This window comes from Nocardia otitidiscaviarum, assembly GCF_007362295.1.
In the GTDB taxonomy this organism is placed as follows: domain Bacteria; phylum Actinomycetota; class Actinomycetes; order Mycobacteriales; family Mycobacteriaceae; genus Nocardia; species Nocardia otitidiscaviarum.
In genome coordinates, this window is the sequence record NZ_CP041695.1 from 2,849,668 (window position 1) to 2,875,362 (window position 25,695).

The window sequence follows — 25,695 nt, forward strand, 5'->3', positions numbered from 1 at the left end:
GCCATGGCCGAGATCGACGATGGCGTGGTGCTGGTGCTGGGTGGGCGCAGTGAGATCGGGGTGGCCGTGGCACAACGGCTCGCACCCGGGCGGGTCGTGGTGCTGGCCGCGCGCCGCAGCGACGATCTCGACGAGGAGCGGCGCGCGCTCACCGCCGCGGGCGCCGCCGCCGTGCACGCGGTGGAATTCGATGCCGACGACACGGCGAGCCATCAGCCGCTGCTGGAGAAGGTGGCGGCCGACTACGGCCGGATCGGCGTCGCGGTGGTGGCCTTCGGCGTACTGGGCGATCAGGCGCGAGCCGAGCGGGATCCGGCGCACGCGGTGGCGGTGGTGCACACCGACTACGTGGCCCAGGTGAGCGTGCTGACCGTGCTCGCGAATCTGCTGCGGGCCCAGGGCGGCGGGCAGATCGTGGCCTTCAGCTCCATCGCCGGGGTGCGGGTGCGGCGCGCCAACTACGTGTACGGCTCGGCCAAGGCCGGACTGGACGGATTCGCCAGCGGCCTCGCCGACGCCCTGCACGGCAGCGGGGTACACCTGCTGCTGGTGCGGTCGGGCTTCGTGATCGGGCGGATGACCGCGGGCATGGAACCGGCCCCGCTGTCCAGCACCCCCGACCAGGTGGCCGACGGCGTGGTGGCGGGGCTGCGGCGGCGCTCGCGGGTCGCGGTGGTGCCCGGCGCGCTGCGGTTGATGTTCCTCGCCATGCGGCTGGTGCCGCGGTCGGTCTGGCGGCGGATGCCGCGATGAGCGCCGCGGCGCTGGATTGGCCGGTCGCGCAGCCGATCACGGTGATCGGCATCGGCGCGGACGGCTGGGACGGCCTCGGCGGGGTGGCGCGGCGGGCGCTGACCGACGCGGAGGTGGTGCTCGGGTCGGCGCGGCAGCTGGCACTGCTGCCCGACGACGGCCGCGCCGCCCGGGTGAGCTGGCCCTCGCCGCTGCTGCCCGCCCTCACCGGACTGCTGAAACGCTATGCGGGGGAACGAGTCTGCGTCCTCGCCAGCGGTGATCCGATGTTCTACGGCATCGGTGTGACACTGGCCAGGCTGGTCGGCGCGCACGCCCTGCGGGTGCTGCCGCAGCCGTCCTCGGCATCGCTGGCCTGCGCTCGGCTCGGGTGGGCGCTGGCCGAGACGCCGGTGGTGAGCGCGGTGGGGCGGCGGCTGGAGACGGTGCTGCCCGAACTCGCCGACGGCCGTCGCCTGCTGCTGCTGAGCACCGACGAGCACACCCCGGCGCGGCTGGCGGAACTGCTGGCGCGCAACGGTTTCGGCGAATCGACGGTGACGGTGCTGGAGCAGTTGGGCGGTCCGGGGGAGCGGATCGTCGCGGGGACGGCCGCGACCTGGGCGCATCCGCCCGGGGACGCCCTCAATATCGTGGCCGTGGACTGTGTGGCCGATCCGGCGGCGGTGCGCCTGAGCCGCCTGCCCGGCCTGCCGGACACGGTGTACGGCGGCGACGGTCAGCTCACCAAATCGGAGGTGCGTGCGCTCACCATCGCCGCGCTGGCCCCCGCGCCGGGCGAGCTGCTCTGGGATGTCGGCGGCGGCTCCGGCACCATCGCCATCGAGTGGTGCCGCACGCATCCCAGCTGCCGCGCCGTCACCTTCGAACGGTGGCCGGCGCGACGGGAGCAGATCGGCGCGAACGCCACCGCCCTCGGCGTTCCCGGCGTCGAGGTGCGTGGGACGGCCCCGGGATCCTTCGCCGACCTGCCCGCCCCGGATGCCGTCTTCCTCGGCGGCGGTCTGACCCAGGACGGCCTGGTCGACGCCTGCTGGGACGCGCTGCGTCCCGGCGGCCGTCTGGTCGCCAATGCGGTCACCGCCGAATCGGAGTCGCTGCTGCTCACCCTGTCCGCCACCCATGGCGGCACGCTGCGCCGCATCCAGATCCACCGCGGCGAACCTCTCGGCGGATTCACCGCGTGGCGACCGCAGTTACCGGTGGCCCAATGGTCGGTGCGCAAACCTGGCGACTGAGGTTCGCCCGCCGTACGCTGGGTAGATCCCAGCTATCGGGCGGACGTTTCGCCACCGCCCCGATGGAGGTGTCTCATGACTCGGATTCGACATCGATGGACAGGATCGGAGGCGCTGCCGGTCTTCGCCCGCACCGAACTCGGGCGGCGGTCGCGAAGGGTTCGCCACCACGCCGGTGAGGGTATCGAGGACGGTTACAACGTGCCGGGAATCGTGCTGTGCGGACTGGGTGTCGTGGCGTTGGCCCTGGCGCTCACGGCGGCGGGCTACGGATTCACCGGGTGGGCGACGATCGCGGCGTTCAGCTGCGCGGCACTGCTGCTGTGCGGTGCGCTGTGGCTCTACGTCGAGTGGCGTCGCGACCGTCGCCATCATCCCGATCCGACCGCGCGGCAGGGCCATTGACCCGCGCCCGTCGTCGGCCCTCGCGCGGGCGGGGGCCGGGAACCTATGCGGCCATCGGGCGGGGGTAGAGGCTGCGCATGGTGAGGTAGTGGATCTCGAGATCACGTTCCAGGTAGTCCATGCGGTGCTCCCAGAACTCCCGCATATGCGGCAGGGCCAGGTGCCGGTCCAGATCGGCGGCTGAGCGCCACACCTCGTAGAAGACGAAGGTGGTCGGGTCGTCGGCGAGTTCGTGGAAGTGGTACTCGAGCGCGCCGTCCTCCTCCCGGGTGGGAGCGACGAAGGACAGCAGCAGTTCGCGCAGCTCCTCGACCTTGTCCGGCTTGGGGTGGGCGAAGCCGACCAGTGTGAACGGAATCCCCTCGGAAGGTACGGTGTTTGCCATACCTCGGACGCTAGCGGTGTCTGAGGTACGATGCAAACCGTACCTATGGAAGGTGGGTGGACGTGGTCGCCGACGAACCGAGCACGGCGGAACTCGACCTGGGCGCGGTACTGGCCGCCCTGGCCGACAAGCACCGCCTGGCGGTGGTGCTGGCGCTGTTGGCCGATGCCGAGGATGCCGAGCGGCATTGCAGCTCTTTCGGCCTGCCGGTCTCGAAAGCCACTCGGACACATCACTTTCGGATACTGCGGCAGGCGGGGTTGATTCGGCAGGTCGATCGGGGCAACAGCAATATGGCGCGATTGCGCCGCGCCGATCTGGCCGAGCGCTTTCCCGGCCTGCTCGAGCTGCTGGCCGACGAGGTCGAGCGGCGCACCGCGGCCGCCCCGAACTGAAACATCGATAGGTCAACGGTATGGTGGCGTGCCGTGACTCGATTGTCATCGGGTCCGGTATCAGCCATATCGGGAGACTTGATGAAGTACACGAAGTTCGCCGCCACCGCCCTGTTCGCCGCCGCCACCACCGGAATCGCCGCCGGGACCGGATACGCTGCACCGGTGGAAGCGCCCACCGCACCGCAGCCGGTCGCCGCGCAGGTGCACGGGCAGGATCAGGGTGTCGACTACACCATCGCGCTGGCCGAGGCGGGCGACGCCATCGTCACCAGCGTCACCGGCGGTCGGTTCAGCGTCGACGCCGACGGGCAGGCCGTGAGCCTGACCAACGAATCCGGTGCGGTGGTGGCGCAGGTGCCGCTGACCGGAAAAGCCGGTGGGGAGGACGTGCGGATCGTCGCGGCCGTCGCCGACAACGGCCAGGAACTGTCGCTGACCCCCGAGGTCGGGCCGCACGCGCACGCGCGGGCCATCTCCGCGCAGCAGTGGTTCTTCGCCGAATTGCAGCGCGCCGCGCTCGGCGCGGCCGTGGGCGCGGTGATCGGCGGCGCCATCGGCCTGCTCGGGCTGGTCGTCTCCGCGATTCCCGGCGCCATCATCGGCGCGCTCATCGGCCTGCTGGTCGCCGGTGGTCAGCCGCTGATCGACTCGGGCTCCGCCTATTTCAGCGGGCAGCCCTGAGGACCCTGATTCTCGGTGGCACCCGCGAAGCTCGGGTGCTCGCCGAAACTGCTTCCGGCGAGCGGGGATTCGAGATCGTCTCCTCGCTCGCCGGACGCGTCCGCGACCCGCTGCTGCCAGTGGGGCAGGTGCGGATCGGCGGCTTCGGCGGCCTGGACGGACTGCGGACCTGGTTGTCGGACAATCGCATCGAGGTCGTGGTCGACGCCACCCATCCGTTCGCGGCCGGTATCACCGACCATGCCGCCGCGGCCGCCGCGAGTCTGGGGCTGCCGATCCTGCATGTGCGCCGACCGGGCTGGACGCAGCGCCCGGGGGACCGCTGGATCCGGGTGCCGGATCTGTCCGCCGCCGCGACAGCCGTTGCCGGACTGGGGGATCGGATCTTCCTCACCATCGGCCGCCAGGGCGTGAGCGCTTTCGCCGCGCTGCGCGGGCACTGGTTCCTCATCCGGGCCATCGATCCGCCCGAGGGCGCGCTGCCGCCCCGGCACGAACTGCTGCTGGCACGCGGCCCGTTCACCGTCGCCGACGAAACGGCGCTGCTCGCGGCGCATCGGATCACCGCCCTGGTCACCAAGGACAGCGGCGGCGCGCAGACCGAGGCCAAACTCGACGCCGCGCGCGCCCGCGGGCTGCCCGTGGTCGTGGTGGACCGCCCGCCGCTGCCGGCGGGGGCGCGGTCGGTGGAAACCGTTGCCGCCGCCTGGGATTGGCTGCGCGCGGCGCAGCGGCTCAGGTGAGCCGACTGGTCTCGCTGAGCAGTTCGGGCAGCCGATCGAACCATTCCAGCACCGCGCGTTCGTAGCGGATGCCGAAATCCAGGGTGGCCCGCTCGAACGGGGACTGCCGCTGCTCGTCGTGACCGGTGAGGTATCCGGCCAGGCGCTGTTCGTGGATCTCCCGGTTGGCGTCGATGATGCGGCGCAACCGGTCGGGTTCCACGAAGTCGCCGAAGGACAGGGTGAGCAGCAGCGGCACCCGAATGGTCTCCGCGCCCGGATCGCGGGCGATCCACTGGGCGAACGCCTCACGGCCCGCCTCGGTGATCCGGTAGGGGGTGCGGTCGCGCGCGCCGGCCTCGCCCTTGTCCACCAGGCCGTGCTGATGCATGGTGGCGAGTTCGCGGTACACCTGGCTCTGGGTGATGGTCCAGAAGTCACCGATCTTGTCCTGGGCCAGGGCGACCAGATCCCAGCCGGACATGGGGCCCTGGTGCAGGAATCCCAATAGCGACGCGGCCGTCGAATTGAGCGGGCGTTGCGATGTGTCTGCCACCTGCACTCCCTTCCTCCGGGCCATCTTCCACTATGGAATATTAATCGGTGTAGCGGCGGGAGGTGAACACGCGTGGTCCACCCGCCGCCTCGAACACCGTGGTGCTGGACGCGCCCACGATGAGCAGGGTACGCATATCCACCTCGGCCGGATCCAGCTCCGCCAGGGTCACCACCCGCACCGATTCGGTCGGCCCGCCCACATCGCGGCCGAGCACCACCGGGGTATCGGGTTTGCGGTGTTCGAGCACCAGCTCCCGCATGGCCGCCACCTGCCAGGTGCGCTGCGAGGAAGCCGGGTTGTAGACGGCGAAGGCCATATCGGCGGCGGCCACGGCGGCGATCCGGCGCGCCACCACCTCCCACGGCTTGAGGCGGTCCGACAGCGAGATCATGGCGAAGTCGTGCCCCAGCGGTGCGCCGACCCGGCTCGCGACCGCGCTGGCCGCGGTCATCCCGGGCAGCACCCGCACCGGAACATCGCACCACTGCGGATCGGCCGACTCCTCGATCACGGCCGCCGCCATGGCGAAGACGCCGGGATCGCCCGAGGACACCACCGCCACCCTGCCTCCGCGCTTGGCCAGATCCAGGGCCATGGCCGCGCGCTCGGACTCCACGCGGTTGTCACTGGCGTGGCGGCGCTGCCCCGGACGTTCGGGCACGCGATTCACATAGGTGCTGTACCCGACGATGTCGGTGGCCTCGGCCAGTGCCCGCGTGACCTCGGGGGTGGTCCATTCGGCCGCGCCGGGACCGAGGCCGACCACGACGACTTCGCCGTGTACGGCCGGCTTTTCGACGGTCGCGGAGGCGACCGGAATGGGGGCGGCGGTGGCGGCGGGAGTCAGCGGGATCGGTGTGGCAGGTTCGGGGCCGGGGACCACGGTGATGGCGAAGTACGGCACGCTGGCGTCGTCCACGTCGGCGGCGCGCAGCACGCGCTGGCGGGTGCTGCTGGCGCGTTCCACGTAGTAGGCGTCGTCGAGTCGCCCGGCATCGGAGAGGGCTCGGCGCACACCGGGATAGGTGCGGCCCAGTTTCATGATGGCGGCGGCGTCGGTGTCCCGCAGGCGGCGGGTGAGCTCGTCCACCGGCATGGTGCCGGGCAGCACCGTCAGCACCTGGTCGCCCTCGACCAGCGGGGTGCCCAGCGCCGCCGAGGCCGCGCTCACCGAGGTGACGCCCGGAATGATCTCGGTGTCGAAGCGGTCCGCGAGGCGGCGGTGCATATGCATGAAGGAGCTGTAGAACAGCGGGTCACCGGCGGCGAGCAGGGCCACCGACCGGCCGGCGGCCAGATGGTCCGCCAGCAGGGCGGCGGCGGATTCGTAGAACTCGTCGATCGCGCCCTGATAGCCGCCGGGATGGTCGGTGGTCTCGGTGGTCACCGGATAGACCAGATGCTCCTCGAGCTGGCCCGCCCGCATATACGGTGCCGCGATGCCGCGGGAGATGCTGCGGCCGTGGCGGGCACTGTGGAAGGCGATCACGTCGGCCGCGGCGATCACCCGCGCCGCCTTGACCGTCACCAGTTCCGGATCACCCGGTCCCAGTCCGACACCCCAGAGCTTGCCGCTCATTCCTGTTCGCTCGCAATCGCATTGAGGGCGGCGGCGGTGATGGCACTGCCACCCCGGCGGCCGCGCACCGTCAGAAACTCCACGCCGCCGTAGTCCGCGAGGGCCTGTTTGGATTCGGCCGCGCCGATGAAACCGACCGGAATCCCGAGCACCGCGGCCGGGCGCGGCGCACCCGCGTCCAGCATGTCCAGCAGATGGAACAGCGCGGTCGGCGCGTTCCCGATGGCCACCACCGCCCCGTCGAGCCGGTCACGCCACAGCTCCAGCGCCGCCGCCGACCGCGTATTGCCCAGCGCCGCCGCCAGTTCCGGCACCCGCGCGTCATCCAGCAGACACAGCACCTCGTTGTCGGCGGGCAGCCGCTTGCGCGTCACCCCCGACGCCACCATCTTGGCGTCGCACAGAATCGGCGCACCGCCCCGCAGCGCGGCCCGCGCCTTCGCCACCACATCGGTGCTGAATTCCACGTCGGCGGCCAGATCCACCTGCCCGCAGGCGTGGATCATCCGCACCACCACCTGCGACACGTCCGCCGGAAACCGCGCCAGCTCCGCCTCCGCGCGAATGGTGGCGAACGAGCGCCGATAGATCTCGGCCCCGTCGGTGAGGTAGCTGGCACGCACGTCGGACATGGCGTCCAGACTAAGAGGAGCGCGCGCAACCCCCGCGCGCCGGGTACGGGCTGTGAACCCGAACCGAGCGCGAGCGCGTGCCCATGCGTGCTGCTGGGCGCGGAGATACCGGTGTGGCTCCGCGCCCAGCGCGCGGGAATGGAAGGCGCAGACAGCAGCCGTGTGCGCTGGCGAGCAGAGCCGCGGTCAGGACGCCGTTGCGGCGGGCGGCACCACCCGGTAGCCGGTCGGGGTGGCGGTGACCTCGGTGGCGGGGCCGCGGGGGCGGCCGCAGCGGCGGTCGCAGCCGGACCAGTGCTGGCGGCCGGTGGCGACCACCTCGTCGGCCGCCAGCTCGTCGGCGGCGGGTTGCGGTGGGCCGGAAGGCAGTACGCGGCCCGCCTCGACGGCGGCCGCGGCGTCGGCGCGGACGTCGGTGCGGGATTTGGCGCAGCCGGGCTGCCCCGCACAGGCGGTGACCTGGAGCCAGGGGGAGGCGGCGTCGAAGATGAGACCTATGGGGGCCAGCACGCGCACCACCTGTTCGGCGGCCCACTCGTCGAGGTCGGTGATCACCAGACCCCGCCACGGGGTGATGACGACCGGGCGGTCGACGGCGGCGATGAATTCGGCGGTGCGGGCGGGCAGCGATCCCAGGCGCACGCCCGCGCCCAGCGCCACCCGGTCGTCGGCCTGGGTGAGCCAGCCGATCGGAGGTTCCTGGTGTGGCGGCAGCGCCACGGTCTCGGCGGTGGTGAGATGCGGATGCGCGGCGCGCAGGCGGTCCGCCAGCGCCGCCGGGCCGTCCGGGATCTCGTGCAGCCGCCACTGGTCCTCGCGCAGTTCCAGGAAACCGTGCGCGGCGTGCAGCACGGTATCCACGGCATGGTCGGCGGTCACGCGCAGACCGGAGTCGCGCCCCGCCAGCACCACGGCGTAGGTGTCCTCGTCGACGGCGTGCACCCCGATATCCGCGCCCAGCCCGCTCACATCGCCGCGACCGTCGTCCAGGGTGAACAGCACCCGGCCGGGCAGCTCGGCCAGTCGCGGCGCGGCGCGCACACCGGCATCGAGTGCCGGAACCAGCGCGTGCACATCGGTCCAGCCGCCGACCCGGCCCGACAGCGGGGACGCGACGATATTGCGCACCCGTTCGTGCGTGCCGCTGGGCAGCAGCCCGGCCGCCCGCAGCCGTCGCTCCAACTCGGCGGCGTCACGCACCCCGCGCAACTGCGCGTTGGCGCGGGAGGTGAGTTCGATGCCGCCGTCGGCGAGTTCCCGCGCCGCCTCGGCCAGCGCCTGCACCTGGGCCGGTGCCAGCCGACCGCCGGGCACGCGAATGCGGGCGAGCGGCCCGTCGGCGGCCTCGTGCAGTCGCAGCACGCCCGGGCAGGAATCGGGATCTGTTCGAGTCATGACCCGATCCAGCCTACGGACACCCGGGTGGACCCGTCGCCGGGGCACCGCGTCGCGGCGGGCCTGCGATGCCCGCCAACCTCGGGTGTCGCACTCCGTGCACCGTCGGCGAACTCGACCGGGACCGGCCTGCTCGGATCCCTGCGCCGACACCGGTGGCGTGCGCGCCGATTCCGGCATCCTGCGATCGCGCCGTCACCGCCCGCGGCACTCACGCCGGTCGGGGTGGATACGGGCCTCAGCGCAGGTGATGCGGTTCGATTCCCGGCGTCGCCCCGCGCCCGCTCGCCCAACTCGGACTGGTGGCGTAGGTGTCGTTGAGCAGGCTCGGGCTGTCGTGGTGTTCGAGGTGGTCGCGGTGCACGGTCGTGGTCATGAGCATCAGCGCGAACAGGAGTGTGGCCGCGCAGATCCCGCCGGCGACGATCGCCCACTGCGAATGTCCGGTGCCGGCAGCGGTCAATGCCATTGCCAGCGTTGCGAAAGCAACCAATGCGCAAAAGTACCCTGACCAGGCGGCGAACCGATTCCGCCTGACCCAACCCGGAGTGTTCGGCATACGCGCAGCGTACGCCGGCGTACCGGTCGTGGGACAGGGCCGGGCGGAGAGGTTGCAGCACTGTGATCCCCGCGCGATAGAGTCGCGAGGCTCGTCGGACGGAAGAAACCGGTGCAATTCCGGTGCGGTCGCGCCACTGTGACAGTCAGACCTTCCCCATGAGCGCCGAACCGTGCCGGGCGCGTCACCCCAAGGAAGGCCGAACCGTGATTCTGCTGCTGTCCACCTCCGATACCGATCTGCTCAGTGCCCGCGCCAGCGGGGCCGAGTACCGGCTCGCCAATCCGGCGCGGCTGCTGCCGGAGGATCTGCCCGCCCTGCTCGCGGGCGCCGATCTGGTGATCGTGCGCATCCTCGGCGGCGTCCGCGCCTGGGAGGAGGGACTGGAGACGCTGCGCGCCAGCGGTGTTCCGCTGGTCGCGCTGGGCGGTGAGATCGCGCCCGACGCCGAACTCATGGAACAGTCCACCGTGCCCGGCGGTGTGGCCGCCGACGCGCACAACTACCTCGCCGCGGGCGGGCCGCTGAACCTGCGGCAACTGCACAACTTCCTGTCCGACACGGTGCTGCTCACCGGGCACGGCTTCGAACCGCCGGTGGAGATGCCGCGCTGGGGTGAACTCGAGCGCACCGCGCGGCCGGTCGCTGCGGACGCGCCCACCGTCGCGGTCGTCTACTACCGCGCCCAGCAGCTGGCCGGGAACACCGCCTATGTCGACGCGCTGTGCACCGCCATCGAAGCGGCCGGGGCGCGGCCGCTGCCGCTGTACTGCGCCTCGCTGCGCGCCGCCGAGCCGGAGCTGCTGGCCCGGCTGCGCGAGGCCGACGCGCTCGTGGTGACCGTGCTGGCCGCGGGCGGCACCAAACCCGCCACCGCCTCGGCCGGGGGCGAGGACGAGGCGTGGGATGTGGGCGCGCTCGCCGACCTGGATGTGCCCATCCTGCAGGGCCTGTGCCTGACCAGCAGCCGGGCCCAGTGGGAGGACAATGACGACGGGCTGTCGCCGCTGGATGTGGCGACCCAGGTGGCGGTGCCGGAATTCGACGGCCGCATCATCACGGTGCCGTTCTCCTTCAAGGAGTTCGATGCCGACGGCCTGTCCGCCTACGTGCCCGATCCGGAGCGGGCGGCGCGGGTGGCCGGGATCGCGGTGCGCTACGCCCGGCTGCGCCACATCCCCAACGCCGACAAGCGCGTGGTGCTCATGCTGTCGGCGTATCCGACCAAGCACGCCCGCATCGGCAATGCCGTCGGCCTGGACACCCCGGCCAGCGCCATCCGGCTGCTCACCGAGATGCGGGCCGCCGGATACGATCTCGGCGCACCGGGGGAGATCCCGGGCCTCGAACAGGGCGACGGCGACGCGCTCATCCACGCCCTGATCGCCGCGGGCGGTCAGGATCCGGACTGGCTCACCGCCGAACAGCTCGAGGGCAACCCGATCCGCATCGGCGCCGACACCTACACCGCCTGGTTCGACACCCTCCCGGACGACCTGCGCGAGAACGTGATCGAGGCGTGGGGGCCGCCGCCGGGTGAGCTGTACGTGGACCGCTCCGCCGATCCGAAGGGCGAGATCGTCATCGCCGCACTGCGTTTCGGCAATGTGGTGCTCATCGTGCAGCCGCCGCGCGGCTTCGGCGAGAATCCGGTGGCCATCTACCACGATCCGGATCTGCCGCCCAGCCATCACTACCTGGCCGCCTACCGCTGGCTCGCCGCACCCGAGGGCTTCGCCGCCGACGCCATGGTGCACCTGGGCAAGCACGGCAATCTGGAGTGGCTGCCCGGCAAGACCCTCGGCATGTCCGCCTCCTGCGGCACCGACGCCGCGCTGGGCGATCTGCCGCTGATCTATCCGTTCCTGGTGAACGATCCGGGCGAGGGCACCCAGGCCAAGCGCCGCGCCCACGCCACCCTGGTGGACCACCTCATCCCGCCGATGGCGCGCGCCGAAACCTACGGTGACATCTCGCGGCTGGAGCAGCTGCTCGACGAGCACGCCAATATCTCCGCGCTCGATCCGGCCAAGCTGCCCGCCATCCGGCAGCAGATCTGGACCCTCATGCGCGCCGCCAAGATGGACCACGACCTGGGCCTCGAGGAGCGCCCGGACGAGGACGTCTTCGACGATATGCTACTGCACGTCGACGGCTGGCTGTGCGAGATCAAGGATGTGCAGATCCGCGACGGCCTGCACGTGCTCGGCCAGGCCCCGGCGGGGGAGACCGAGGTCGACCTGGTGCTGGCCATGCTGCGCGCGCGGCAGCTGTGGGGCGGCGAGGTGTCCGTGCCCGGTCTGCGAGAAGCGCTGGGGCTCAGCGAGTCCGGCGACGAATCCCGCAACCGGGTGGACAGCTTCGAGGCGCGCGCCCGCGCTCTCGTGGCCGCCTTGCAGGCCGCGGACTGGTCGGTCGACGCCATCGACGCGATCGTCGACGCGCAGATCACGGCGGGCGGCACGGGTGACAACGCCGGGGCCACACCGGCACTCGCGGACACCGCCGCCTCCGGGGACGCGGCGGCACCGGGCGCGGCCCTGGCGGGGGACACGGAGAAGCGCGGGGATTCGGTGGCAGCTGAGGCAGGCCGTTCGGCCGCGGGCGGGACGACGGTCGTGCCCGGAAACGCTGTCGCACCCGGCGGTGCGGCCGCATCCGCCGGTTCGACCGCGCCCGCCGTCGGTCCGGACGCCGTGCGGGCGGTGCTGCGGTTCGCCGCCACCGAGGTGGTGCCGCGGCTGCGGCAGACCGAGGTGGAGATCCAACGGGTGCTGCACGCGCTCGCCGGTGGCTTCATCCCCGCCGGCCCGAGCGGCTCACCGCTGCGCGGCCTGATCAACGTACTGCCCACCGGCCGCAACTTCTACTCCGTCGACCCCAAGGCGGTGCCCTCGCGGCTGGCCTGGGAAACCGGTCAGGCCATGGCGGATTCGCTGCTCGAGCGCTACCTCGCCGACCACGGCGAGTACCCGAGGTCGGTGGGCCTGTCGGTGTGGGGCACCTCCGCCATGCGCACCGCGGGCGACGACATCGCCGAGGTGCTCGCACTGCTCGGGGTGCGGCCGGTGTGGGACGAGGCCAGCCGCCGCGTCACCACCCTCGAACCGATCGCGCTCGACGAACTGGGCCGACCGCGCATCGACGTGACCGTGCGCATCTCCGGCTTCTTCCGCGACGCCTTCCCGCACGTGCTCGCCCTGCTCGACGACGCGGTGCGGTTGGTGGCCGGGCTCGACGAACCCGCCGAGTCGAATTACGTGCGCGCCCACGCTCAGTCGGATCTGGCCGCGCACGGCGACGAGCGTCGCGCCACCACCCGCATCTTCGGCTCCAAGCCCGGCACCTACGGTGCGGGCCTGCTCCAGCTCATCGACTCCAAGAGCTGGCGCACCGACGACGATCTCGCGCAGGTGTACACCACCTGGGGCGGCTACGCCTACGGCCGCGACCTGGACGGCGCGCCCGCCGCCGACGACATGCGCTCGGCGTATCGGCGAATCGCGGTGGCGGCCAAGAACACCGACACCCGCGAGCACGATATCGCCGACTCCGACGACTACTTCCAGTACCACGGCGGCATGGTGGCCGCGGTGCGCGCGCTCACCGGCAAGAATCCGGAAGCCTATATCGGCGACAGCACCCGCCCGGATTCCGTGCGCACCCGCACCCTCTCGGAGGAGACCACCCGCGTGTTCCGGGCGCGCGTGGTGAATCCGCGCTGGCTCGACGCCATGCGGCGGCACGGCTACAAGGGCGCGTTCGAAATGGCCGCCACCGTCGACTATCTCTTCGGCTACGACGCCACCACCAATGTGGTCGCCGACTGGATGTACGAGAAACTCGCCGACAGCTACGTTTTCGACGAGGTGAACCGCAAGTTCATGGAACAGTCGAACCCCTGGGCGCTGCACGGTATCGCGGAGCGTTTGCTGGAGGCGGCGGAGCGGAACCTGTGGGAGCGGCCGGAGGACGAGACGCTCGCGCGGTTGAAGCAGATCTACCTCGAAACCGAGGGCGAACTCGAATAATTCGGCCCGTGGTGCGCCCGCGGCGGCGCGGGCGCACCAACGCGGGCGGGGCGGCGTGTCCTGCGGACATCGGCGGACAACCCCGGTTCAGGGGGCTTCCGCACCGCCAACTCTGAGAGGATCATAAGAATCGTTCGATGTCATTTCGGGGAGGCATCGGATATAACTGATCCCCTGATTCGCCGCATCGATCGAATTCACCGAACTCGGGCCTGCGGTGAATCGGCTCTCGATTGCGAGTAATGATCATGAGTATCGCCAAATTCGCCGCTACCGCATTCATTTCCGCCGCCGCGCTGGGCATTGCCACGGCGACGGCACAGGGCGCTCCGGCCGCGCCGGGCATCAGTGGTGTCGATCGAGGGGTCGAGTACACCACCACGCTCGCTCCCGACCGCAGCGCCGTCACCACCACCCTGGCCTCCGGCCGGTTCGAACTGGGTCACGACGCGGTGGCCGTCATCGCGCCCGGCGGGGCCACCATCGCGGCCATTCCGCTCACCTACCAGGTGGCGGACCGCTCCATCAGCGTTGTGCCGCAACTGGATGCCAGCGGCACCGTGTTGACCGTCCACCCGGCCAGCGCCGCGGACCTCGCGCCCGCTACGGCCGAAACCGTTGCGCTGCAACATGTCGCCGATGCCGGATCGATCGTGGCCGGTGCGCTCATCGGCTGTGTGGTCGGCGCGGTGATCGGTGTGTTCTTCTTCGTGGTCGGCGCGGTCGTCGGCTGTGGGGTAGGCGGCCTGCTCGGTGCCATCATCGCGAGCCAGCGCTGACATCGAGGCGGGAGGCAGCCGCCACACGGCACCGCCGGAGTCCCACTCCGGCGGTGCCGCGTCCCCGCTCCGTCCACGGTCGTAGGCGGTACTGCGCTCCGGGACGGATGTGATCGGCCGCGCCCCGTCCTACCGTGGGGATATGACGTGGAACGATGTGGCCGAGGCCAAATACGCCCTGCTCACCACCTATAAGAAGGATGGCACGCCGGTCGGCACGCCGGTGTGGGTCGCCCCCGACGGCGACCGCATCCTGGTGTGGACCAATGCCGACGCCTGGAAGGTCAAGCGGATTCGGCGCGACCCCCGGGTGACATTGCAGATCAGCGACAATCGCGGTAAGCCGCGCGGCCACGAGGTGGTCGAGGGTACCGCGAGCGTGCTCGACGCCGACGGCACCGAGCGGGCGCGCACCGTGCTGGCGGACAAGTACGGCCTGCTCGGCAGCCTCGCGATCAAGGGGCACAAGCTGATTCGCGGGGCGGACAGCTCGGTGGGGTTGGCCGTCACCCCGCGGGCGTCGTAACCGTTCCCCAAGCCGGAGGAACCGCGAGCACCGCAGCACTCCGCCGGCACCGGAGCGCGTGCGCCGGGTTCACGGTGCCGCCGCGGGTCCGGCGATCGGACGCGCACCCTGCCCGGGTCGCGCGGTGCGAGTCGGCCGGGACATGCGATCGGATGCTCCGCCCGGCCCGCTCAGCTGTCGGCGGTGATCTCCAGGCCGATAGTGCCGCCCCGGCCGCGGCGCAGCAGGCTGCCCTGCACGCCGAGCCAGCCCATGATGCCGTACTTGCGTTTGATGAGGGCGCGGGCGCGATCGGTGCCCGCGGCATCGAGCACGACGCCGGTTCCGGTGACCACCGCACCGCGCGGTTTGCCCATGGCGTCGCAGGGTTGCAGGGTGACCCGGGGGTCGCGGCGCAGCCGCTTGACCTTCCAGCTGTCGGTCACGGTCCAGACATAGAGGCGACCGGCGTCGAGCACCGCCCAGACCGCGGTGCCGACCGGCGTGCCGTCCTTCTTGTAGGTGGTCAGCAGCACGTATTTGGAGTCGCCCACCGGGCCGAACGGATTGTCCACGCCCGCAGCCTAACCCGCGTCCCCGTCGATCGCCGTGTCCGGATCATCCGCCATGCGGTATTCGCCCGCTTCCAGTCGGGTCAGCAGTCCGGCGGTCCAGCCGGTGAGATTGCCGAAGACGCCACTCCACAGCTCCAGCAGATCCGTCGAGTACGGGGCCTCGTGGCGGCTCGGGAACTCCGGAATCATCTCGAGCAGCCCGACCCGGATCTCCTCGCTGCGGGCGCGCTGCTCGCGCAGCAATTCGATCACCCGGGCCCGGGGGAGAGCGTCCATGAAGGCGATACCCGCGCCCAGCTCCTCCATATCCACGCTGACGAGCGCGGATTCCAGCAGGCGCAGGAACTCGCGGTCACCGGCGGGGGTGAGCTCGTAGAGGGTGCGGCCCGGACCCTGGCTGCTGCCCTCGGTGCCGAGTGGCCGCAGGCAGCCCTCCTGGGCCAGCTGTTTGAGCGCGTGGTGGATCGAGCCGGGTTTGACATTCGTCCAGGTCTCGGCCCGCCAGGACAGCAGTTCCCGGCGCACCGCGTAGCCGTAGGTCGGCTGGGCGTGCAGGCGCACCACGCCGAGGACGAGCAGGCGCACGGTGGACAATGGCGGTCTCCTTCGGCGGCGGTGACGGTCCCGCTCATGGTAATCAAACTTGACTTCCGCTGCGAAGCGTCCCTAGGCTGAGGTAGTCAAATTTGATTACCAAGAGTGAGGTAATGGGATGGCGAACCTCTCGGTGCCGGTGCTGTGGGGCGGAAACCTGCCCGAAACCCTGGACTTCTACCGCACGCTCGGCTACGAGGTCACCAGCGAGCAGACGCGCCCGTACACCTATGGGACGGTCGAACGCGACGGCTGGCACGTGCACTTCGGACCGACCCCGCACGGGGGCGTCGACGCACAGACCGCACATGTCGGCTGCCTGGTCTTCGTCGAGGACGTGGAGACGTTGCACGCGGAGTTCACCGCCGCCCTTCGCGCCCGCTACGGCAGGGTGCCCGCGCGCGGCAATCCACGCATCACCCGCTTCCGGCCCGGGCAGACGCGCTTCACGGTGGTCGACCCGGTCGGCAACGCGATCATCTACATCCGCCCCGACGAGCCGGATCCCGAATACGGCGGCGCGCGCGATCTCGAGGGCTTGGCGCGCGTCCTCGACAATGCCCGCATCCTGCGGGATTCCAAGATGGACGACAAGGCCGCCGCCCGCGCCATCGTGACCGGGCTCAAACGGTTGGGCGCCACCGCACCGGCCGTCGACAAGGGGCGGGCGCTGGCGCAGCTGTTGGAGATCGCGGTCGCCACCGGGGATACCGCGCGGGCAGTCGACGTGCGTTCGGAATTGGCGGAACTCGACTTGTCCGAGGCCGACCGCGCGGTGGTCGCGGCGGAACTGCGCGTGGTCGGTGCGCTGGAGGAGTGGCTCGAAACGGGGGACTGACCGCCGCGTACCGCGACGGGACTCAGGCCGCGACGGTCAGCACCTGCGGCCCGTCGGCGGTGATCGCCACCGTGTGCTCGGAATGCGCGGTGCGCGAGCCGTCGGCGGAGCGGATGGTCCAGCCGTCCGGATCGGTGACCACGCGATCGGTGGTGCGGGCGAACCAGGGCTCGATGGCGATGGTGAGGCCGGGGCGCAGCCGGTAGCCGCGTCCCGGCCGGCCCGCATTGGCGATATGCGGGTCCTCGTGCATGGTCCGGCCCAGGCCGTGCCCGCCGAACTCGGTGTTCACCCGGTAGCCGTAGCCGCGCGCCACCGCAGCGATGGCGGCCGATATGTCGCCGACCCGATTGCCCGGACGGGCGACGTCGATGGCGGCGGCGAGGGCGTCCTCGGTGGCGCGGATCAGGCGCTGATCCTCGGCGGCGGGGGTGCCCACGATGACGGTGGTGGCGGCGTCGGCCACCCAGCCGTCGATGCCGACCGCCAGATCCATGCTGAGCACATCGCCGTCGCGCAGGGCGTAGTCGAAGGGCAGGCCGTGCAGGACGGCGTCGTTCACCGACAGGCAGACGGTATTGCGGAACGGGCCGCGACCGAAGGAGGGTGCGTAGTCCCAGTAGCAGGACTGTGCGCCGCGCTCGCGAATCCGTTCCCGCACATGGCGTTCCAGGTCCAGCAGATTCACGCCGACCCGGGCCCGCGCCCGCAGTTCGCCGAGCACCTCGGCCACGAACCGGCCGGTGACCCGCATGCGATCGATCTCCGCGGGCGATTTCAGTTCCACCATCACAACCTCCGTTTGGTATTTTAATACCACCCTAGCCCGCGTCGGTATTTAAATACCAAATCGAGTAGAGTGACCGCATGGTCCGACTTCCGCTGACCCCCGCCCAGATCGAGGCCGGACGCCGCCTGGGCCACGCCCTGCGCACCGCCCGCGCCGGCCGCGATCTCGCCGAGGTCGCCGCCGCGGCGGGCATCTCCCCGGAAACCCTGCGCAAGATCGAATCGGGGCGGCTGCCCACCCCCGCCTTCGGCACCATCGTGGCGCTCAGCCGCACCCTGGACATCCCGCTGGACGATCTCGCCGAAAGCTGTCAGCCCACCGCGTCGCCGCAGCGTTCGGCGTCCTGACCGCCGGTCAGTACACCGTCAGTTCGACGGGAACCGCGATGACGTCCACCATCGCGCCGTTGCGCAGCACCGTGACCGGCAGCGGGCGGCCGATCGCCTCGTCGAACAGCTGGCGCTGAATGCCCTGGGCGTCACGCACTTCCGCCCGCGCCACGCTCAGCACCAGATCACCCTTGCGCAACCCCGCCCGGTCGGCGGGGCCGCCGCGCACCACCTCCACCAGGCGCAGCCCCGCACCCTGACCGGTGCGGTCGGCGACCGCGCTCGGCAGCGGCGCGGGCACTCCGACCACGCCGAGGTACGCGCGACGCACCCGGCCGTCGCTGCGCAGCGTGGCGACGATGCGGCGGGTGGTGGCATTGATGGGAATGGCCAACCCCAATCCGATCCCCGCCACCGCGGTATTGATCCCGATCACCCGACCCGCCGAATCGGCCAGCGCGCCACCGGAATTGCCGGGATTGAGGGCGGCATCGGTCTGGATGACGTCCTCGATCACGCGTACGGTGCGCCGGTTGCCGACCGGAACGGCCCGGCCCAGCGCGCTGACCACGCCCGCCGTCACCGATCCGGCCAGGCCCAGCGGACTGCCGACCGCCACCACCAGTTGCCCCACCGCGAGCCGGTCGGCGTCGCCGAGGGTCACGGCCGCGGGCGCGCCGCCGCGGGCGCGCAGCACCGCGAGATCCGACAGCGGATCCACGCCCACCACATCGAATCTCGACTCCGCACCGTCGGCGTACACCACGCCGCCGCTTCCGGACGAGCCGACCACATGGGCATTGGTCAGCAGGAACCCGTCATCGGTGAACACCACGGCGGAGCCGCCGCCCCGCCGGGTCTGCACACTCGCCACATGCGGCGTCACCGACTCGGCGACCGCCATCACCGTCCGCGAGTACGCGTCCAACGCGGCGGCGTCCGGTGTGCCGCCGAGCAGGTCGCGCCCACCCGGGGACGGCGCGTCCGCGGCATCGTCCGGCATGGACAGGGTCGACTCGTCGTCCATGACGACCACCACCCGAATTACGTGATTACAGTGTTGCTTCCAGCATGCCCCGCGCCCGGCGGTCCCGGCACGCTGTTCGCCCCCGGCGCAATCACGCGGCTCAGGTCGCCTGACTCACCGACGACATGTGGAAGTCCGGAATGCGCAGCGCGGGCATGGCGGTGCGGGTGAACCAGTCCTTCCATTCGCGGGGGAGGGTGATCTCGGTGCGGCCCGCCTCGCCGACCCGGCGCAGCAGATCCAGCGGGCTCTCGTTGAAGCGGAAATTGTTGACCGCGGCGGTCACCGCACCGTCCTCCACCAGGTAGACGCCGTCCCGGGTGAGGCCGGTGAGCAGCAGGGTGGCCGGATCCACCTCGCGGATGTACCACAGGCAGGTGAGCAGCAGTCCGCGTTCGGTGCGCGCCACCATCTCCGCGAGCGAGGCGTCGGTGCCGCCGGTCATGAGCAGGTTCTCACCGGGCGGCGTGACGGCGGCGTCGAATTCGGCGGCGGTGGCGCGCGGATACACCAGGTTGGCGATCGCGCCGTCGCGCAGCCAGTCCACCCGGCGCGCGGTGAGTCCGTTGTCGAAGACCGACAGCGACTCCGAGGATGACGGGGTGACCACGAACGGCCGATACTCCAGACCGGCGGCACTCGGATCGGAATACAGGGTGAGCGGGATATCGGTGAGCCGCTCGCCGATCCGGGTGCCACCCGGACGGGAGAAAGCGGTGTGACCCTCCTGCGCGCCGCGACCCTCCATACTCCACGCCATGTAGATCATCAGGTCGGCCACCGCGGACGGCGGCAGCAGGGTTTCGTAGCGTCCGGCGGGCAGCTCCACCCGTCGCGCCGACCAGTCCAGGCGGCGGGTGAGTTCGCCCAGCAGGGCGGGGGTGTCGACATCGGTGAAATCGAGGGTGCCCGCGCCCACCCAGGCGCTGGCCAGTTCCGCGCCCGCACCGCGCTTACCGTTGATCTCCACCGATCCGGTGGGCTGCACCCAGCGGCGGCGGATCCCGGTGGAGGTGCCCAGCCAGCTGGAATGCATCTGGTGGTGGGCGAATCCGTAGAGGCGGTCCGCGCCGTCGAAGCCGGCCGCGAGATCGCGGGCCAGGCCCTCGAAGACGGTGATGTCGGTACCGGCGGGGGAACCGTTCCAGGACAGCTCGCCGTCCGGGCCGACGGGGCCGACCGTCTCCGGGGTCAGCAACGGCATGGCGTCACGGGCCGGTTCGGCGTCGCGGGCCGCGGCCTCGCTGGCGCGCACCACGGATTCGATCTCGGCCGGATCGACACTGGTGGAACCGACGCTGCCGACCCGTGCGACCCGCGGACCGTCCCGGAAGATCGAGACGACCGCCCAGTCACGCGATATCGAGGAACCATTGGTGGTCATGGAGTTTCCGGCCCAGCGCAGCGAGGCGTCGTGGGCGTCGGTGACGATGACGACGGCCTCGTCCGCGCGCGAGTGCCGCAGCGCGGTCTCCACCACCTCGGGTGCTGCGATCATGCTGTTCACTGCCCGGCCTCCGTGCGCGTATTGAGGACATTGATCCCGCGGACCAGCACCGACGGGCAGCCGTGGCTGACCGCCGCCACCTGACCGGGCTGCGCCTTCCCGCAGTTGAACGCACCGCCCAGCACCCAGGTGGACGGGCCGCCGACGGCCTCCATGGCGCCCCAGAAGTCGGTGGTGGTGGCCTGATAGGCGACATCGCGCACCTGCCCGGCCAACTCGCCGTCACGGATGCGGAAGAAGCGCTGGCCGGTGAACTGGAAGTTGTAGCGCTGCATATCGATCGACCAGCTCTTGTCGCCGACGATATAGAGGCCGTCGGCCACCCGGGAGATCAGCTCGGCGGTGCTGGTGTCGCGCTCGGGATCCGGTCGCAGCGACACATTCGCCATGCGCTGGATCGGCACGTGGTGCGGGGAGTCGGCATAGGAGCAGCCGTTGGACCGCTCCAGGCCCAGGCGCGGGGCGAAGACGCGGTCGAGCTGATAGCCCACCAGAATGCCGTCGCGCACCAGATCCCAGCGCTGCCCGGCCACCCCCTCGTCGTCGTAACCGACCGAGGCCAGCCCGTGCGGCTCGGTGCGATCACCGGTGACATGCATGATCGGGGTGCCGTAGCGCAGGGTGCCGAGGGTGTCCGGGGTGGCGAAGGAGGTGCCCGCGTAGGCGGATTCGTAACCGATGGCGCGGTCGTACTCGGTGGCGTGGCCGAGGGACTCGTGAATGGTCAGCCACAGGTTGCTGGGATCGATCACCAGATCGGTGGGGCCGGGGACGACGGTCGGGGCGGCCACCTTCTCGGCCAGCCACTCCGGGATGCGCGCGAGTTCGCCGTCCCAATCCCAGACGCCGTCCGCGCCGGTCACGTACTCCCAGCCGCGACCCGCCGGGGCGGCGAGGGTGCGCATGGTGTCGAAGACACCCGCCGCGGTGTCGACGGCGATGGCCTCGAGTTGCGGTTGCAGCCGCACCCGCTGCTGGGTGATGCGGGAGCCGAAGGTGTCGGCGTAGAAGGTCTGCTCCTTGACCTGGTACAGCGACGCCGTCACGTGATCCACGCCGGGGGCGGTGTGCAGCCGCCGCGAATAGTCCAGCAGCAGCGCGGTTTTCTCGGGGGTGGGCACGGTGAAGGGGTCGATGTCGTAGTCCGACACCCACTCCACGCCGTCGTACACCGGCTCGGCGGCGAGTTCGACGCGCTCACGATTCAATGCCCGCAACGTCGTGGCAACGGTGACCGCGCGGCGCGCCACCTCCGCCGCCGACTCCGGATTCAGCACGGCGTGCGAGGCGAAGCCCCAGGTGCCGTCCACGATCACCCGGACCGCGAAGCCGAGATCGGTACTGTCGCCCACCGATTCGACCCGGCCGTCCCGCAGCCGGATGGACTGCGACACCAGCCGGTGCACCCGCAGATCGGCATAGCTCGCGCCCGCCGACCGCGCCGCCGACAGGGCGGCATCGGCGAGCGCGGCCAGGGGCAGTGCGCGGAACTCGTCGTCCACGGCCTTGGTTGCGATGCTCACCCGGTCCACGCTAAGCCGGACATCCGACACGCGCCAACCGCATCCGCGAGCGAGCCGTAATACACAGCGTGCGAAGCTGCACACGCTGCAACAATGCACGGACTGCGAAGTCGCACACCATGAAACGCGCGCGACAAACCCGTGGACATGCCACGTTTTGCTGCTCGGATGCCGTAGCGTCTGCCCGCGTGCCGCCATCCGCACTTCGTGACCGCAAACGTGAACGCACCCGCCGAGCCCTGCTCGAGGCTGCCGTCGAACTGTTCGAGACCCGAGGCTATGAGGCGACCACTGTCGCCGATATCGCCGCCACCGCCGAGGTCGGCACCAGAACGTTCTTCAACTACTTCGCGAGCAAGGAAGAACTGCTCTTCCCGGAACCCGACGAACGGGTCCAGGCCGCCGTCCGGGCCATCGCCACCCGCCGCCCCGGCGAACGTCCCGTGGAGGTGCTGCTGCGCGCCCTGCGCGCGGCGGGCGACAATCCCGGCGACCACCTCGGCGACACCCTGGCATCGCGCATCTCGGTGCTGCGCGCCCGGATCTCGCGCACCGTGCCCGCCGTGAGCGGCCGGGCGGCCTACGCCCAACTGGCCTCACAACAGGAGATCGCCAGACAGTTGCGGGCGGCCTTCCCGGACGAGCTCGACGACGTCGGCGCCGCCGCCCTGGTGGGCGCGGTGGTCGGCGCGGTCTCCGGCGCCCTCACCGTTCTGTTCCAGCAACCGGGCCTGGAGGACGGCGAGCAACTGCACCGCAAGATCCAGGAGACCACCTCGAAGGTGCTGGCCCCCTGGCTGAACGAGCGCCACACCGACACCGGCCCGACGGCGGAGACGCGACCGCGGCCCGCCACCGAGACCGGTGACGCCGTGGCGACGACGGCGCACGGGCTCGATACCCGAGGCGATACCGCCGGATCGGCCGACCGAGATATCGAGTCGGACGCGATCGGGTCGGACGCGATCGGGTCGGACGCGTCTGCGCGCGGCGGTCGGCCGCGCGCAGCGGGAACCGGCGGGCGGGTGGTGGAACCGCGGGACGGTTCACCCGAGCCCCGGGGCGCGGCGGAATCCGGGGACAACACGCCCGAGCCCCGTGACGGCGCGGCCGAATCCGGAGAGTCCGGAACGGAATCCGGCGAGCGCACCGCGGCAGCGGGGGAGTTCGGATCCGGGTTCGGAGAGTGCAGGGCAGAAACCAGCGCGGCCGCGGCCGACATGCCGCGACATGAGGCGGAGTCGCGGGATCCCCGCGCGGTGTCGTCCGGGCAGTCGGCGGGATCGTGGGAGTCCGCCGGTGCGGCGCGCGAGACTGTCGTGCCAGCGCACCGGTCGGCCGCCACCCCTCGTCCGGAGTCGCCCGGCCCCCGGCATGCCGTGCGCCGCCTGAGCCCGGAACCCCTTCGGCGCGCCCTGGAAGCGGCCCGCCCGCTGCCCACCGAACGCTTCACCGTGTACCGGGCCGAGGACGGCACCACCCGCCTCGACACCGCCGACCAGCCGCAGCCGGAATCGCCCTGGCACCCGGCCGACGCGCCCAGCGACAGCGCCGATGATCTGCCGCTACCTCAGGACGCTCTGGTCTGAGTCGATGCGGGCCGCGGCACGGCGGGCACATCTCGCGCGGGTCCGTCGCACCACGGCCCCCGCACGGCAGACCCTCGCCCCTCGCTGTCGGCCGCGCCTCGCGGTCACGTGGCCGGTCGACTCCGGGCGGGAGGTCGGCCCGGTCGCGGCCGCGCGTGGTAGGTCTGATGTTTCCGTGGCTCAGGCGAACTGCTGCCAGCCGAGGCGGATCACCATGGCCACCACCACGATCAGCAGTACCGCGCGGACGAAGCCGGCGCCGCGGGCCAGGGCCATGCGGGAGCCGATGACCGCGCCGAGCACATTGCCGACGGCCATGGCCAAGCCGAGTGCCCACAGCACGTGGCCGGTCGCGCCGAGGAAGAGCAGGGAGCCGAGGTTGGAGCCGCAGTTGATCACCTTCGCCATGGCGGCAGCGCGCACGAATTCGGTGCCGAGCAGAGTGGCGAAGGTGATGATGAGGAAGGTGCCGGTGCCGGGGCCGAGCAGACCGTCGTAGAGGCCGATGAGCCCGGCGGCCAGGGCGATCACCAGGATGGTCTTGCGGCGGGTCGGGGGATGGGTGGCCATGGTGACGCCGATCGACGGCCGTAATGTGACGAAAACCGCCACACCCACCAGCACCACCATGACGATGGGGATGAACAGCTCCCGGTCGATGAGCGCGACCGCCGCGGAGCCGCAGGCCGCCGCGAGTCCGGCGAGGAGGGCGGCGGGCAGCAGGCTGCGCCATCGCATGGGCACTTTGCGGGCGAAGGTGAGCACCGCCGCGCTGGTGCCGGAGAAGGCCGCGAGTTTATTGGTGCCCAAGGCGGTTTGCGGGGCGATGCCCGGCGCCACCACGAACAGCGTCGGCAGGATGATCAGTCCGCCGCCGCCGACCACCGCATCCACCCATCCGGCCGCCGTCGCCGCCGTCAGCAGTACCGCCCAGTCCGCAACGTTCACTCGCCGACCCAACCAGAACGCGCACACTTCGGGCAAATCACCGAAAAGCTCGAACCGGTCGGTTCTTCAACCGGTGGGCGGCGTGCTGGAACGGCCGGTCCCCGGCACGACCTAGGGTGGACCCATGCGTCGGTTCAGTCTGTGGTTGCGGGGCAGGCCCCAGGTAGCCGATTCGATGCTGGCGCTCGCGCTGCTGCTTATCGACATCCTCGGGGTCGGCGAGAGCGACCACAAGGCCGTCTACCTCGCCTTCAGCGTCCTGCTGCCGCTACCGGTCATCTTCCGGCGCACCCACCCGGTCGGATCCGCGATCGCGCTGCTGGGGCTGTCGTACTTCGCCTCGCTGGCACACTGGGCCGTCGCCGACAACGAGGGCGCGGTCCATCCGGCACTGCTCGGCCTCGGCATCATGCTGTACACGCTGGTCGCCTACGTCGGCCGCCGCCACGGACTGCTGTACCTGGGCGGACTCGTCGTCGACAGCGCCGTGGCTCACTACCTGATCGGCACCCCCAAGGGCACCGACGCCGCCTTCACCGCGGTCTACTACGCCCTGTGCTGGACCCTCGCGGAATTCATCGGCGCGCGTCACGCCTACGACGCCGAGGTGGAAGCGCGGCTGGCCGTCGCCGACTACGACCGCGAACGGCGCGCCCACGACGCCGTCGCCGCCGAACGCACCCGCATCGCCCGCGAACTCCACGATGTGGTCGCACACGCGGTCAGCGTCATCATCGTGCAGGCCGACGGCGCGCGCTACGCCCTGCGCCACGACCCCGACACCGCCGAACAGGCGCTCACCACCATCGCCGGCACCGGACGCGAAGCCCTGCGCGAACTGCGCCGCACCGTGGAGCTGCTGCGCACCGAGCATGCGCCCGAACAACTTCCGCAGCACGGCACCGCCGGCATCGCCAAGGTGGTCGCCATGATGCGCAGTGCGGGGCTGGCGGTGGAACTCGAACTCAGCGGTGAACTCGACCATGTCAGCCCCGAGATCAGCCTCGGCGTGCACCGCATCGTGCAGGAGTCGCTCACCAACACCCTGCGCCACGCCGGACCCGACCCGCGCGCCAAGGTGCGGGTGGTGCGCCGCGACAGCGACGTCCTGATCGAGATCGTCGACTCCGGCGGCGCGCCCGGCGACACCGCGCGAGCGACCGACACCCCGGCGGGCGGGGTCGCCACCGTCGCCCCCGCGAACGGCCTGGCCACCGTCGGCAGCGGCCTGGGTCTGGTCGGCATGCGTGAGCGCATGGCCGTGCTCGGCGGCACCCTGAGCGCGGGCCGCCGCCCCGAGGGCGGGTGGCGGGTGCGCGCCACGATCCCGCTGGAACGCGCACCGGACGAGTAA

At 71.2% G+C, this 25,695-nt stretch carries 26 protein-coding genes; 13 read left to right on the plus strand and 13 right to left on the minus strand.

Features of this window, described 5'->3' with window-relative positions; all coding sequences use genetic code 11:
• Positions 1-3: 3 nt before the first annotated feature.
• The 3 genes from dprE2 to FOH10_RS12500 all read left to right on the plus strand — a co-directional run bounded on the left by dprE2 (position 4) and on the right by FOH10_RS12500 (position 2,396).
• A complete protein-coding gene (gene dprE2, locus FOH10_RS12490) occupies positions 4-753 on the plus strand; it encodes a decaprenylphospho-beta-D-erythro-pentofuranosid-2-ulose 2-reductase (RefSeq protein WP_143980825.1) in 750 nt (249 codons plus the stop codon).
• Positions 750-1,991, plus strand: coding sequence for a precorrin-6y C5,15-methyltransferase (decarboxylating) subunit CbiE (gene cbiE, locus FOH10_RS12495; protein ID WP_143980826.1), 1,242 nt, complete (start codon positions 750-752; stop codon positions 1,989-1,991). The genes dprE2 and cbiE overlap by 4 nt, the downstream gene beginning before the upstream one ends.
• A gap of 75 nt (positions 1,992-2,066) precedes the next feature.
• Positions 2,067-2,396, plus strand: coding sequence for a hypothetical protein (locus FOH10_RS12500; RefSeq protein ID WP_228809709.1), 330 nt, complete (start codon positions 2,067-2,069; stop codon positions 2,394-2,396).
• Positions 2,397-2,439: 43 nt separating this feature from the next.
• Here FOH10_RS12500 and FOH10_RS12505 read toward each other — a convergent pair whose 3' ends face one another.
• Complete coding sequence (locus FOH10_RS12505) at positions 2,440-2,781, minus strand: putative quinol monooxygenase (protein WP_143980827.1); 342 nt, start codon at positions 2,779-2,781, stop codon at positions 2,440-2,442.
• A 62-nt stretch (positions 2,782-2,843) separates the two neighbouring features.
• On the opposite strand from FOH10_RS12505, the gene FOH10_RS12510 reads away from it, so the two are divergent.
• The 3 genes from FOH10_RS12510 (at position 2,844) to FOH10_RS35590 (ending at position 4,603) form a co-directional block, all read left to right on the plus strand.
• Positions 2,844-3,176, plus strand: a complete 333-nt coding sequence (locus FOH10_RS12510) for an ArsR/SmtB family transcription factor (RefSeq protein ID WP_143980828.1) — start codon at positions 2,844-2,846, stop codon at positions 3,174-3,176.
• Positions 3,177-3,257: 81 nt separating this feature from the next.
• Positions 3,258-3,860: a DUF8020 domain-containing protein gene (locus FOH10_RS35585; RefSeq protein ID WP_244961923.1), complete on the plus strand. Its 603-nt coding sequence runs from the start codon at positions 3,258-3,260 to the stop codon at positions 3,858-3,860.
• A 35-nt stretch (positions 3,861-3,895) separates the two neighbouring features.
• Positions 3,896-4,603, plus strand: a complete 708-nt coding sequence (locus FOH10_RS35590; RefSeq protein WP_244961924.1) for a cobalt-precorrin-6A reductase — start codon at positions 3,896-3,898, stop codon at positions 4,601-4,603.
• Here the strand turns inward: FOH10_RS35590 and FOH10_RS12520 are convergent.
• The 5 genes from FOH10_RS12520 to FOH10_RS12540 all read right to left on the minus strand — a co-directional run bounded on the left by FOH10_RS12520 (position 4,596) and on the right by FOH10_RS12540 (position 9,240).
• Positions 4,596-5,138 carry a PadR family transcriptional regulator gene (locus FOH10_RS12520; protein WP_029927939.1) on the minus strand — a complete coding sequence of 181 codons (543 nt, stop codon included), beginning with the start codon at positions 5,136-5,138 and terminating at the stop codon, positions 4,596-4,598. The genes FOH10_RS35590 and FOH10_RS12520 overlap by 8 nt on opposite strands.
• A gap of 40 nt (positions 5,139-5,178) precedes the next feature.
• Positions 5,179-6,720: a precorrin-2 C(20)-methyltransferase gene (locus FOH10_RS12525; protein WP_143980829.1), complete on the minus strand. Its 1,542-nt coding sequence runs from the start codon at positions 6,718-6,720 to the stop codon at positions 5,179-5,181.
• Positions 6,717-7,352: a precorrin-8X methylmutase gene (locus FOH10_RS12530; protein ID WP_143980830.1), complete on the minus strand. Its 636-nt coding sequence runs from the start codon at positions 7,350-7,352 to the stop codon at positions 6,717-6,719. The genes FOH10_RS12525 and FOH10_RS12530 overlap by 4 nt, the downstream gene beginning before the upstream one ends.
• Positions 7,353-7,538: 186 nt before the next feature.
• Positions 7,539-8,747, minus strand: a complete 1,209-nt coding sequence (gene cobG, locus FOH10_RS12535; RefSeq protein WP_143980831.1) for a precorrin-3B synthase — start codon at positions 8,745-8,747, stop codon at positions 7,539-7,541.
• Positions 8,748-8,985: 238 nt separating this feature from the next.
• Entirely contained in the window at positions 8,986-9,240 is a 255-nt protein-coding gene (locus FOH10_RS12540; protein ID WP_186000812.1) for a hypothetical protein, read from the minus strand.
• A gap of 272 nt (positions 9,241-9,512) precedes the next feature.
• Here FOH10_RS12540 and cobN point away from each other — a divergent pair, with 272 nt between their 5' ends.
• The 3 genes from cobN to FOH10_RS12555 all read left to right on the plus strand — a co-directional run bounded on the left by cobN (position 9,513) and on the right by FOH10_RS12555 (position 14,642).
• Entirely contained in the window at positions 9,513-13,337 is a 3,825-nt protein-coding gene (gene cobN / locus FOH10_RS12545; protein WP_186000899.1) for a cobaltochelatase subunit CobN, read from the plus strand.
• Positions 13,338-13,579: 242 nt separating this feature from the next.
• Positions 13,580-14,116, plus strand: a complete 537-nt coding sequence (locus tag FOH10_RS12550; RefSeq protein ID WP_244961926.1) for a DUF8020 domain-containing protein — start codon at positions 13,580-13,582, stop codon at positions 14,114-14,116.
• Positions 14,117-14,258: 142 nt separating this feature from the next.
• On the plus strand, positions 14,259-14,642 hold the full coding sequence (locus FOH10_RS12555) for a PPOX class F420-dependent oxidoreductase (protein ID WP_029927927.1): 384 nt from the start codon (positions 14,259-14,261) through the stop codon (positions 14,640-14,642).
• 170 nt (positions 14,643-14,812) lie between these two features.
• Here the strand turns inward: FOH10_RS12555 and FOH10_RS12560 are convergent, their stop codons facing one another.
• Together FOH10_RS12560 and FOH10_RS12565 are read right to left on the minus strand one after the other, a co-directional pair.
• Positions 14,813-15,196, minus strand: coding sequence for a PPOX class F420-dependent oxidoreductase (locus tag FOH10_RS12560; RefSeq protein ID WP_143980834.1), 384 nt, complete (start codon positions 15,194-15,196; stop codon positions 14,813-14,815).
• A gap of 9 nt (positions 15,197-15,205) precedes the next feature.
• Positions 15,206-15,781: a PadR family transcriptional regulator gene (locus tag FOH10_RS12565; protein WP_244962070.1), complete on the minus strand. Its 576-nt coding sequence runs from the start codon at positions 15,779-15,781 to the stop codon at positions 15,206-15,208.
• Positions 15,782-15,908: 127 nt separating this feature from the next.
• Here FOH10_RS12565 and FOH10_RS12570 point away from each other — a divergent pair, with 127 nt between their 5' ends.
• The gene (locus FOH10_RS12570; protein ID WP_143980836.1) at positions 15,909-16,628 is read left to right on the plus strand and encodes a VOC family protein; all 720 of its coding nucleotides are present in this window, start codon (positions 15,909-15,911) and stop codon (positions 16,626-16,628) included.
• Between the two features lie 22 nt (positions 16,629-16,650).
• On the opposite strand, the gene map is transcribed toward FOH10_RS12570, so the two are convergent.
• Positions 16,651-17,418 carry a type I methionyl aminopeptidase gene (gene map, locus FOH10_RS12575; RefSeq protein ID WP_143980837.1) on the minus strand — a complete coding sequence of 256 codons (768 nt, stop codon included), beginning with the start codon at positions 17,416-17,418 and terminating at the stop codon, positions 16,651-16,653.
• Between the two features lie 77 nt (positions 17,419-17,495).
• On the opposite strand from map, the gene FOH10_RS12580 reads away from it, so the two are divergent.
• Positions 17,496-17,765, plus strand: coding sequence for a helix-turn-helix transcriptional regulator (locus FOH10_RS12580; protein WP_143980838.1), 270 nt, complete (start codon positions 17,496-17,498; stop codon positions 17,763-17,765).
• A 7-nt stretch (positions 17,766-17,772) separates the two neighbouring features.
• Here the strand turns inward: FOH10_RS12580 and FOH10_RS12585 are convergent, their stop codons facing one another.
• From FOH10_RS12585 to FOH10_RS12595, 3 genes are all read right to left on the minus strand, one after another.
• The gene (locus tag FOH10_RS12585; RefSeq protein ID WP_244962071.1) at positions 17,773-18,651 is read right to left on the minus strand and encodes a S1C family serine protease; all 879 of its coding nucleotides are present in this window, start codon (positions 18,649-18,651) and stop codon (positions 17,773-17,775) included.
• Between the two features lie 223 nt (positions 18,652-18,874).
• Entirely contained in the window at positions 18,875-20,272 is a 1,398-nt protein-coding gene (locus FOH10_RS12590) for a metallopeptidase TldD-related protein (RefSeq protein WP_143984049.1), read from the minus strand.
• Between the two features lie 5 nt (positions 20,273-20,277).
• Positions 20,278-21,804 carry a TldD/PmbA family protein gene (locus FOH10_RS12595; protein WP_143980839.1) on the minus strand — a complete coding sequence of 509 codons (1,527 nt, stop codon included), beginning with the start codon at positions 21,802-21,804 and terminating at the stop codon, positions 20,278-20,280.
• Positions 21,805-21,992: 188 nt separating this feature from the next.
• Here FOH10_RS12595 and FOH10_RS35595 point away from each other — a divergent pair, with 188 nt between their 5' ends.
• Entirely contained in the window at positions 21,993-23,393 is a 1,401-nt protein-coding gene (locus FOH10_RS35595) for a TetR/AcrR family transcriptional regulator (protein ID WP_244961928.1), read from the plus strand.
• A gap of 180 nt (positions 23,394-23,573) precedes the next feature.
• Here the strand turns inward: FOH10_RS35595 and FOH10_RS12605 are convergent, their stop codons facing one another.
• Positions 23,574-24,341, minus strand: coding sequence for a TSUP family transporter (locus FOH10_RS12605; protein ID WP_143980840.1), 768 nt, complete (start codon positions 24,339-24,341; stop codon positions 23,574-23,576).
• A gap of 124 nt (positions 24,342-24,465) precedes the next feature.
• Between FOH10_RS12605 and FOH10_RS12610 the strand changes: the two genes are divergently transcribed.
• Complete coding sequence (locus FOH10_RS12610; protein WP_143980841.1) at positions 24,466-25,695, plus strand: sensor histidine kinase; 1,230 nt, start codon at positions 24,466-24,468, stop codon at positions 25,693-25,695.

Bases quoted from the DNA above. Each gene is read 5' to 3' on its own strand.
- map (WP_143980837.1), bottom strand. From the start codon at position 17,418: ATGGTGGAACTGAAATCGCCCGCGGAGATCGATCGCATGCGGGTCACC.
- FOH10_RS12550 (WP_244961926.1), top strand. From the start codon at position 13,580: ATGATCATGAGTATCGCCAAATTCGCCGCTACCGCATTCATTTCCGCC.
- FOH10_RS35585 (WP_244961923.1), top strand. From the start codon at position 3,258: ATGAAGTACACGAAGTTCGCCGCCACCGCCCTGTTCGCCGCCGCCACC.
- cbiE (WP_143980826.1), top strand. From the start codon at position 750: ATGAGCGCCGCGGCGCTGGATTGGCCGGTCGCGCAGCCGATCACGGTG.
- FOH10_RS12500 (WP_228809709.1), top strand. From the start codon at position 2,067: ATGACTCGGATTCGACATCGATGGACAGGATCGGAGGCGCTGCCGGTC.
- FOH10_RS12525 (WP_143980829.1), bottom strand. From the start codon at position 6,720: ATGAGCGGCAAGCTCTGGGGTGTCGGACTGGGACCGGGTGATCCGGAA.
- dprE2 (WP_143980825.1), top strand. From the start codon at position 4: ATGGCCGAGATCGACGATGGCGTGGTGCTGGTGCTGGGTGGGCGCAGT.
- FOH10_RS12530 (WP_143980830.1), bottom strand. From the start codon at position 7,352: ATGTCCGACGTGCGTGCCAGCTACCTCACCGACGGGGCCGAGATCTAT.
- FOH10_RS12610 (WP_143980841.1), top strand. From the start codon at position 24,466: ATGCGTCGGTTCAGTCTGTGGTTGCGGGGCAGGCCCCAGGTAGCCGAT.
- FOH10_RS12505 (WP_143980827.1), bottom strand. From the start codon at position 2,781: ATGGCAAACACCGTACCTTCCGAGGGGATTCCGTTCACACTGGTCGGC.
- FOH10_RS12585 (WP_244962071.1), bottom strand. From the start codon at position 18,651: ATGGCGGTCGCCGAGTCGGTGACGCCGCATGTGGCGAGTGTGCAGACC.
- FOH10_RS12580 (WP_143980838.1), top strand. From the start codon at position 17,496: ATGGTCCGACTTCCGCTGACCCCCGCCCAGATCGAGGCCGGACGCCGC.
- FOH10_RS12555 (WP_029927927.1), top strand. From the start codon at position 14,259: ATGACGTGGAACGATGTGGCCGAGGCCAAATACGCCCTGCTCACCACC.
- FOH10_RS12570 (WP_143980836.1), top strand. From the start codon at position 15,909: ATGGCGAACCTCTCGGTGCCGGTGCTGTGGGGCGGAAACCTGCCCGAA.
- FOH10_RS12590 (WP_143984049.1), bottom strand. From the start codon at position 20,272: ATGATCGCAGCACCCGAGGTGGTGGAGACCGCGCTGCGGCACTCGCGC.
- cobG (WP_143980831.1), bottom strand. From the start codon at position 8,747: ATGACTCGAACAGATCCCGATTCCTGCCCGGGCGTGCTGCGACTGCAC.